The organism is Ruegeria sp. AL11, assembly GCF_056540865.1.
Map to the genome: position 1 here is coordinate 309,533 of NZ_JBQFXO010000007.1, position 8,384 is coordinate 317,916.

Annotated in this window: 8 protein-coding genes; 7 read left to right on the forward strand and 1 reads right to left on the reverse strand. The window is 60.0% G+C overall.

The genetic code is table 11. The features are described 5' to 3' along the window. Positions 1-10 precede the first annotated feature (10 nt). Positions 11-1,564, reverse strand: a complete 1,554-nt coding sequence (locus ACR0IP_RS13660) for a UxaA family hydrolase (protein WP_480526100.1) — start codon at positions 1,562-1,564, stop codon at positions 11-13. An 83-nt stretch (positions 1,565-1,647) separates the two neighbouring features. On the opposite strand from ACR0IP_RS13660, the gene ACR0IP_RS13665 reads away from it, so the two are divergent. The 7 genes from ACR0IP_RS13665 (at position 1,648) to ACR0IP_RS13695 (ending at position 8,252) form a co-directional block, all read left to right on the forward strand. After that, the gene (locus ACR0IP_RS13665) at positions 1,648-2,385 is read left to right on the forward strand and encodes a GntR family transcriptional regulator (protein ID WP_480526102.1); all 738 of its coding nucleotides are present in this window, start codon (positions 1,648-1,650) and stop codon (positions 2,383-2,385) included. Next, entirely contained in the window at positions 2,382-3,434 is a 1,053-nt protein-coding gene (locus tag ACR0IP_RS13670; RefSeq protein ID WP_480526104.1) for an aldo/keto reductase, read from the forward strand. The genes ACR0IP_RS13665 and ACR0IP_RS13670 overlap by 4 nt, the downstream gene beginning before the upstream one ends. Then, positions 3,424-3,852: an RbsD/FucU family protein gene (locus tag ACR0IP_RS13675; protein ID WP_480526106.1), complete on the forward strand. Its 429-nt coding sequence runs from the start codon at positions 3,424-3,426 to the stop codon at positions 3,850-3,852. Before ACR0IP_RS13670 ends, ACR0IP_RS13675 begins: the two co-directional genes overlap by 11 nt. Continuing rightward, positions 3,849-4,679 (forward strand): amidohydrolase family protein, encoded by an 831-nt coding sequence (locus tag ACR0IP_RS13680; protein ID WP_480526108.1) that lies wholly within the window; start codon positions 3,849-3,851, stop codon positions 4,677-4,679. The genes ACR0IP_RS13675 and ACR0IP_RS13680 overlap by 4 nt, the downstream gene beginning before the upstream one ends. A gap of 1 nt (position 4,680) precedes the next feature. Next, on the forward strand, positions 4,681-5,793 hold the full coding sequence (locus ACR0IP_RS13685; protein WP_480526110.1) for a fumarylacetoacetate hydrolase family protein: 1,113 nt from the start codon (positions 4,681-4,683) through the stop codon (positions 5,791-5,793). A gap of 12 nt (positions 5,794-5,805) precedes the next feature. After that, on the forward strand, positions 5,806-7,308 hold the full coding sequence (locus ACR0IP_RS13690; protein WP_480526112.1) for an aldehyde dehydrogenase (NADP(+)): 1,503 nt from the start codon (positions 5,806-5,808) through the stop codon (positions 7,306-7,308). Positions 7,309-7,409: 101 nt separating this feature from the next. Beyond that, a complete protein-coding gene (locus ACR0IP_RS13695) occupies positions 7,410-8,252 on the forward strand; it encodes a fumarylacetoacetate hydrolase family protein (RefSeq protein ID WP_480526113.1) in 843 nt (280 codons plus the stop codon). Positions 8,253-8,384: the final 132 nt, after the last annotated feature.

The window sequence follows — 8,384 nt, forward strand, 5'->3', positions numbered from 1 at the left end:
GCGGTGCGGCTTACATCACCGCGCCGATTTGCCAGGGGACGAACTCCACGCCCCCAAAGCCAAGTTCTTCACTTTTGGTTTTCTCGCCCGAGGCGACACGGATCAGAATTTCGAACAGCTCTTCGCCTTTGGCTTCGATGCTGACGCCATCGGTGACGATGTCGCCACAGTTCAGATCCATGTCGTCTGCCATCCGGGCATACATTTCCGAGTTGGTCGCCAATTTGATGCAGGGTGTTGGCTGATAACCCGACACCGAACCACGCCCGGTGGTGAACACGATCAGGTTCGCGCCTGAGGCCACCTGCCCTGTAACCGAGCATGGATCAAATCCGGGGCTGTCCATGAAGACGAACCCGTGTTTTTCCACCTTCTCGCCGAACTTATAAACATCGCGCAGCGGTGCCGTGCCGCCTTTGGCGACAGCGCCCAGCGATTTCTCCAGAATGGTCGTCAGCCCGCCGCGCTTGTTGCCGGGGCTTGGGTTGTTGTCCATCTCGCCGCCATTGCGCTCGGTGTAGTCTTCCCACCAGTGGATACGCTCTATGAGCTTTTCGCCCACTTCGATGGTCTCGGCGCGGCGGGTCAAAAGATGTTCGGCCCCGTAGATCTCGGACGTCTCGGACAGGATCGTTGTGCCGCCCCGGCGCACCAAAAGGTCGGATGCATATCCAAGGGCTGGATTGGCCGTGATCCCGGAATACCCGTCCGATCCACCGCATTGCATTCCAACCGTGATTGCACTGATGGGAGCGGGCGCGCGCTCGGCTTGATTGGCCAGTTCGGCTATTCCCCGCAGCTCATCCAAACCGCGTTCGATTGTGCGGCGTGTACCACCCTCGTTCTGGATGGTCATGTAACGCAACGCGCCGTCTGACCGGATCGGGCGTCCTCCGACCAAATCAGCGACCTGCATCACCTCACACCCCAACCCGATCAGCAGGATACCTCCGAAATTCGGGTGCTGCGCGTATCCGGCCAATGTCCGGAACAAAGTGGCGTAGCCTTCGTCCTTGCCAGACATGCCGCAACCCGTGCCATGCACGATCGGCACCACCCCATCGACATTGGGGAAGTCATCCAGAAGCCCAGACTTCTCGGCCGCCTCGGCAATGAACCTTGCAACAGAGCCCGAGCAATTCACGCTGGTCAGGATGCCGATATAGTTGCGCGTCCCTACCCGGCCATCGGCACGATGATACCCGTCAAACGTGCGATCCGCGGCCAGCGCGGGTAGCGGAGCATTGGCGCTGGCATGCGCATAGTCCTGTTGATGCGCGCCCATCCCCAGATTGTGGACATGGATGTGATCCCCCGGTGCGATGTCGCTTTTGGCCTGACCGATGATCTGGCCGTAACGGATCACGTTTTCACCAGCCCGAATCGGCATCGTCGCAATCTTGTGCCCGCGGGCCACTTGCGAGGTCAGAGGTGTCGGCACATGTGACGGCTGCTCGCCCGCCTGCAAGTCACGCAGGGCAATAACAATATTGTCATCAGGGTTCAGCTGAACGACGTCCCGCGCCGCCTTTCCCAGAACATTTATGCCGTCGTGTGCTTGCATCACTTCCCCGCTTGCTTGGTCCATGTTGCTAAGTGGTAGATCTTCTCTTGTCAACTAACATGTTAGAATGTTAAAACCTGGCTATGAACAAGCTCCAAGATATTGATGCCTCTCTCCTGCCCGAGATTACGACCACCGAAGGATCGCTGGCTCAGCGGGTTCACCACTCTTTGAAAACGGCGATTCTGGCGCTGGACTTTCCACCAGGCGCGAATCTTCGGAAGGCCCCGGTTTGCGAGCGTTTAGGCGTGTCACGCGCGCCTGTTGCGGACGCCATCGCCCGGCTTGCATCTGAAGGTTTGGTGGATGTGGTCCCGCAATCGGGGACGCGTGTGTCCTATTTCTCGATGGACGAAATCCGCGAAGGCGCCTTTCTCCGTGAAGCGCTCGAACTGGCAACCGTCGCCAAAGTGACGCGGGACCTGACCGAAGATCAGCGCAAACGCCTCAGCCGCAATATGCGCCTGCAAGAGCTTTTGATCGAAGATGATGATATTCCCGGCTTCTATCAGGCCGACGAAGAGTTTCACGGCATGCTGATGGACTTCACCGGCTTCCGTCACCTCGCCAACGTTGCGCAGAACGTTTCCCTTCAAGTGAGCCGGGCGCGGATGCTGTTGTTGCCGACCCCCGGCCGGATTGCGGAAACACTGGCGGAACACAAAGCCATTTTTGACGCAATTTGCAGCCGCGACGAACAGACCGCTCAGGACGCCATGCGTGCCCACTTGGGGCAGTTGATGCCGCGTATCGAGGAACTCAAGCAGCAAAAACCCCACCTTTTCAACCTCACCCAACAGTCGCATAGCGAGGCAGGATGACCGTTTCACAGACAGAATTGCTCAATAGCCGCACTGCGCGGCCCGTTCCGCTGACCCGGATGGGATTTGGCGGTGCCCCGCTGGGAAACCTGTACCGCAAAGTGTCGGATGAAGACGCGCAGGCCGCGCTTCAGGCCGCCTATGATGCGGGTATCCGTTTCTTTGACACCGCACCGCAATACGGGCTTGGGCGGTCCGAGCGCCGCTTTGGCGAAGCGATTGCCCGCTTTGGCCGCGAGAACATCCAGCTGTCCACCAAGATCGGGCGTCTGCTGCTGGATTGCGAACCACATGAGGTCACGCCCGAAGCATTTGTGGACGTTCCGCAAAAACGGATCGTGTTCGACTATACCTATGACGGGGTGATGCGGTCCTACGAGGCCAGCCGTGAGCGCATCGGGGTCGAAAATGCCGACATCCTTCTGGTGCATGACGTCTGCGTGTTCAGCCAGGGCAGTCAGGAAATGTCCGACGCCAAGGTGCGTGAGCTGTTCGACGGTGGCGGCTACAAGGCACTGGTTGAGCTGCGCGACGCCGGAGAGATTGCCGCCATCGGCGCAGGTGTTAACGAATGGCAGGTGTGTGAAAAGCTGTTGGGTCTGGGTGATTTCGACGGCTTCCTTCTAGCCGGTCGCTACACGCTGCTTGAGCAAGAGGCATTAGACAGCTTCCTGCCCCTTTGTGAAAAGCGCGACGTGGGGATCATTCTGGGCGGGCCTTATAACTCCGGCATCCTCGCAACCGGAGCCGCACCGGGTGCAAAATACAACTATGCCGATGCGCCCGAGGAAATACTGGCGCGCGTCCGCAAGATCGAGGCCGTTTGCGCCGCGCATGACACTCCTCTGATCGCGGCGGCCCTGCAATTTGTTCTGGGTCATCCGTGCGTCAAAACAGTCGTGCCGGGCGCTGTCAGCGCAGCCGAGGTGCAATCCAACGTGGACCTGCTAGAGCGGGAAGTGCCCCCGGGCCTCTGGTCTGATCTGCGCTCCGAGGGGCTGATCCGTCCGGATGCACCGCTTCCGAGTGAGGCCGCCGATGCTGCGTAACATCGACCCCATTCTGTCGCCCAGCCTGCTACATGCGCTCAGAGCCATGGGTCACGGCGATGAAATCGTGATCGCGGATGCGAACTTTCCCGGTACAAGCACCGGCCCGGATTGCATCCGGGCGGATGGGTCAACCGCCAGTGAGGTGCTGCGGGCCGTGCTGTCCGTGATGCCTCTGGATATATTCGTGACCGACCCGGCCCTGACCATGCAGGTGGTCGGTGATCCGGACGCAATTCCCGAAGCCGTCGCCGATTTTCAAAACATCATCGACACGACAGCGGACAACCCGGCCAAGATACAGGGGCTTGAGCGGTTTGCCTTCTATGAGCGTGCGGCCAATGCATTTGCCATCGTTCAAACGGGTGAGCGCAGGCTCTATGGCAATATCATCCTGAAAAAGGGCGTGATCGGATGAAGATTGACGCGCATCAGCACTTCTGGGCCGTGGCGCGGGGGGACTATGGCTGGCTGACGCCTGATTTGGACGTGATCTACCGCGACTTTACCCCCGATGATCTGGCCCCGATGCTGAAAGACGCCGGCATTGAAGGCACCGTGCTGGTGCAGGCGGCACCAACGGTGGCCGAAACGGAATACATGCTGTCCCTGGCCGACGAGACCCCATTTGTCAAAGGTGTTGTGGGGTGGATCGATTTCGAAGCCCCGGATGCGGCAACCCAGATCGCTGCATTGGATACGCACCCGGCGCTGGTTGGACTTCGTCCGATGATCCAGGACATTGCCGACCCCCAATGGATGCTCGGCGACGCTCTGACCCCCGCTTTTACCGAATTGACAGCACGGGGCCTGACGTTCGACGCATTGACCTTGCCGCAGCATCTGGGACCGCTCAGAAAGCTACTGCCCCGTCATCCGGATATGAAAGTTGTCATTGATCACGGTTCCAAGCCGCTGATCCGGGACGCAATACTCGAGGGGTGGGCCGAGGATATGGCAGCGCTAGCCAGTGAGACCAACGCATGGTGCAAACTGTCCGGCCTTGTCACCGAAGCCGCATCCGATTGGACGGTCGATGATCTGCGCCCTTATGTGGACCACCTGTTGAACACTTTCGGCCCGTCGCGCTTGATCTGGGGCAGCGACTGGCCGGTTTGCACCTTGGCCAGCAGTTATGAACGCTGGCTGGAAACTACGGACCTTTTGCTGTGCCAACTAAGCAGTTCCGAACGAGATGCCGTCATGGGTGGCAACGCCGCGCGGGCCTATAACCTCAGGGATTGATATGACTCTACCAAATCTGGACTCCAACGGCCTGTGGCTCGGACGTATTGAGCGCGCTGGGGTCGGCCCCTGCATTGTGACCCTGCGGGATGGCCTCGTGGTCGACATCACGTCGAAAACCGCGCCAACCGTTCGGGACATTCTCGAGCGGGACGACACAGCGGATTACGTCCGTGCGGCGCAGGGCGAAGACCTTGGCCCGTTTGACGCGGATCATCAGTGGCTGGCACCGTGTGACCTGCAAGCGGTTAAGGCCTGCGGCGTCACGTTTGCCCGTTCAATGGTCGAGCGCGTGATCGAGGAACAGGCCGCAGGCGATCCGGCCAAAGCCGACGCGATACGGTCGCGCATCGGGGAGCGGATCGGCGACAGCCTGTCCAATATCACGCCCGGTTCGGATGAGGCCGCGAAGGTCAAAGAGGCGCTTATCGAAGAAGGTCTATGGAGCCAGTATCTAGAGGTCGGGATCGGACCGGATGCCGAGGTATTCTCCAAAGCGCAGGTTCTGTCCTCGGTTGGCGCGGGCGCGGATATCGGGCTGCACCCGATTTCCACCTGGAACAACCCCGAACCCGAGGTGGTTCTGGCCGTAACCTCACGCGGCGAGATCAAAGGCGCGACCTTGGGCAACGATGTGAACTTGCGCGATGTAGAAGGGCGCTCGGCCCTGTTGCTCAGCAAGGCCAAAGACAACAACGCTTCATGCGCGATCGGGCCGATGATCCGACTGTTCGACGATGGCTTTACCCTCGACGACGTGCGCAAGGCCGAGTTGACGCTAACTGTCACCGGGCCCGATGGGTTTGTTCTGAATGGCGCGTCTTCCATGTCCCTGATCAGCCGCGATCCGGCGGATCTTGTGAAACAGACCATTGGACGCCATCACCAATACCCGGACGGGCTGATGTTGTTTCTGGGCACGCTCTTTGCCCCAACCCAGGACCGTGACACGCCCGGAGGCGGCTTTACACATAAACTGGGCGATATCGTCACCATCGCCAACAGCCAGCTTGGGGCGCTGACAAACACGGTGCGCCTGTCCACGGAATGCCCTGAATGGACCTTCGGGGCCTCACACCTGATGCGAAACCTCGCCCAACGCGACCTGCTTTAAGAGAGAACCAACATGTTGACTGGAAAACACCTGATAGCTGGCGAATGGGTCGGCGCAGACGCTACTTTTGCATCGGAACCTGCTCATGGTCCCAGCCATGACTTTGCTGTGGGTACGCCCGCATTGGTCGACCGTGCCGTAGACGCCGCCGAGCAAGCCTTTGCCTCATTCGGATGGTCGACACGTGCCGAGCGGGCCGCTTTGCTGCGAAAGATCGCAGATGAGATTGATGCACGCGGCGATGCGATCACTGAAATCGGAACGCAAGAAACCGGCCTGCCCGAGGCCCGTTTACAAGGCGAACGTGGCCGTACCGTCGGTCAGTTGCGTTTGTTCGCCGATCACATTGAGGCGGGCGACTATCTGGACATGCGCCACGATCCGGCCATGCCTGATCGCGCGCCCCTGCCCCGCCCCGACCTGCGCATGATCCAGCGTCCTCTGGGACCTGTGGCTGTGTTCGGCGCGTCTAACTTCCCGCTGGCCTTCTCGGTCGCGGGAGGCGATACGGCGGCCGTGTTGGCCGCAGGTTGCCCCGTCGTGGTCAAGGGCCATTCGGCGCATCCGGGTACGGGTGAGATCGTCGCGCAGGCCATTGATGCTGCTATCAAGGCGACAGGCGTCAATCCCAGTGTGTTCTCTTTGGTGCAAGGCGGCAAGCGGGACGTGGGAACACGTCTGGTGCAGCACCCTCTGATCCGGGCGGTAGGGTTTACAGGCAGCCTCGCTGGTGGTCGCGCCCTGTTCGACCTGTGCGCGCAACGAAATGAACCAATCCCGTTCTTCGGTGAGCTTGGCTCGGTCAATCCGATGTTCATCCTACCGCAAGCCGCCGCCGCACGCGGGACTGAGATCGGGACCGGCTGGTCTGGCTCTTTGACCATGGGAGCAGGGCAGTTCTGCACCAATCCCGGTATCGCGGTTATCATTGACGGCCCCGAGGCAGATGTGTTCCAGTCCGCCGCCGAAGCTGGCCTGTCCGCTATAGCCGAGCAAACCATGCTGACCGATGGTATCGCCGACGCCTACCGTCAGGGCGTTTCGCGTGTCGCAGCGGGCACCGGAGTCACTCAGATCATGGGTACCAGCTGCGCGACGCGTAATGCGGCCCCCTACTTGTTCACGGTGTCCGGCGATGACTGGCTGGCCGATCACAAACTGCAGGAGGAGGTCTTTGGCCCGCTCGGCATCGTCGTCCGCGTCCGCGACACGGCTCAGATGCAGCAGATTGCGCGCGCCATCGAAGGCCAGCTGACCTGCACCTTGCATTTGGACCCCGGCGACAAGTCCGACGCACAGGCGTTGATGCCACTGCTGGAGCGTAAAGCCGGGCGCTTGCTGGCCAACAGCTTCCCCACAGGGGTCGAGGTCTGCGACAGCATGGTTCATGGCGGCCCCTACCCGGCATCGACGAATTTCGGCGCGACATCGGTGGGAACCCTGTCGATCCGTCGTTTCCTGCGGCCGGTCTGCTATCAGGATATCCCCGCTGACCTGCTTCCCGAGGATGTCTAGCGCTGCCGGATGCACCTTGCGGGCAACGTTAGCACAAATACCACCGAACAGCCTTTGCCCTTAACGGCGGCTTAACGATCCAAGCAACGAAGGAACTCAATATGAAACTGCTCCGTTATGGCCCGAAGGGCGCTGAGAAACTTGGGCTGCTGGATGCCGAAGGTACGATCCGCGATCTCTCGGGGGAGGTTAGCGACATATCCGGCGAAGCACTGGGGGATGAAACGCTTGCGCGATTGCGGGCAATGGATCCCGCAAGCCTGCCCAAAGTCGACGGCTCACCCCGTATCGGTGCTTGCGTAGGTCAGGTGGGCAAGTTCATCTGCATCGGTCTGAACTACGCAGATCACGCCGCCGAAAGCGGTATGGACCTGCCGCAAGAGCCGGTGGTTTTCTTCAAAGCCACCTCGGCGATCATTGGCCCGGACGATACCGTCAAAATTCCGCGCGGCTCGGTCAAAACCGATTGGGAGGTCGAACTGGGCGTCGTCATCGGGAAGGAGGCCAAGTATATCTCGGAAGAAGAAGCATTGGATCACGTTGCTGGGTATTGCGTCGTCAACGACCTGTCCGAGCGTGATTTTCAGCTGCACCGCTCGGGCCAGTGGGTCAAAGGCAAGTCCGCCGACACGTTTGGCCCCATCGGACCTTGGTTAATGACGCGCGACGAGGTGCCCGACCCGCAGAACCTGCCGATGTATCTTGAGGTGAACGGGCACCGGTATCAGGACGGCTCGACCAGAACGATGCATTTCGGTGTTGCGATGGTGATCTCGCACCTGTCGCAATTTATGTCACTGCAACCGGGCGATGTGATCTCGACCGGGACACCTCCGGGCGTGGGTATGGGGCAGAACCCTCAAACCTATCTGAAGCCAGGCGACCAAATGGAGCTAGGGATCGAAGGGTTGGGTGTGCAACGACAGAGTGTCGTAGCCGGGTAACCGATAGCGTCCTTTCTATCGGACGCCATTGTATCAACAAAAAAAGCGCCGCCCTGTGTTTGGGCGGCGCTTTGATTGTTTGTGTTTTGGTGGGTTTATTCTGCGGCCTGTGGTGCCTCGGCGTGTTTGTCA

Bases quoted from the DNA above. Each gene is read 5' to 3' on its own strand.
- ACR0IP_RS13685 (WP_480526110.1), top strand. From the start codon at position 4,681: ATGACTCTACCAAATCTGGACTCCAACGGCCTGTGGCTCGGACGTATT.
- ACR0IP_RS13660 (WP_480526100.1), bottom strand. From the start codon at position 1,564: ATGCAAGCACACGACGGCATAAATGTTCTGGGAAAGGCGGCGCGGGAC.
- ACR0IP_RS13675 (WP_480526106.1), top strand. From the start codon at position 3,424: ATGCTGCGTAACATCGACCCCATTCTGTCGCCCAGCCTGCTACATGCG.
- ACR0IP_RS13665 (WP_480526102.1), top strand. From the start codon at position 1,648: ATGAACAAGCTCCAAGATATTGATGCCTCTCTCCTGCCCGAGATTACG.
- ACR0IP_RS13695 (WP_480526113.1), top strand. From the start codon at position 7,410: ATGAAACTGCTCCGTTATGGCCCGAAGGGCGCTGAGAAACTTGGGCTG.
- ACR0IP_RS13670 (WP_480526104.1), top strand. From the start codon at position 2,382: ATGACCGTTTCACAGACAGAATTGCTCAATAGCCGCACTGCGCGGCCC.
- ACR0IP_RS13690 (WP_480526112.1), top strand. From the start codon at position 5,806: ATGTTGACTGGAAAACACCTGATAGCTGGCGAATGGGTCGGCGCAGAC.
- ACR0IP_RS13680 (WP_480526108.1), top strand. From the start codon at position 3,849: ATGAAGATTGACGCGCATCAGCACTTCTGGGCCGTGGCGCGGGGGGAC.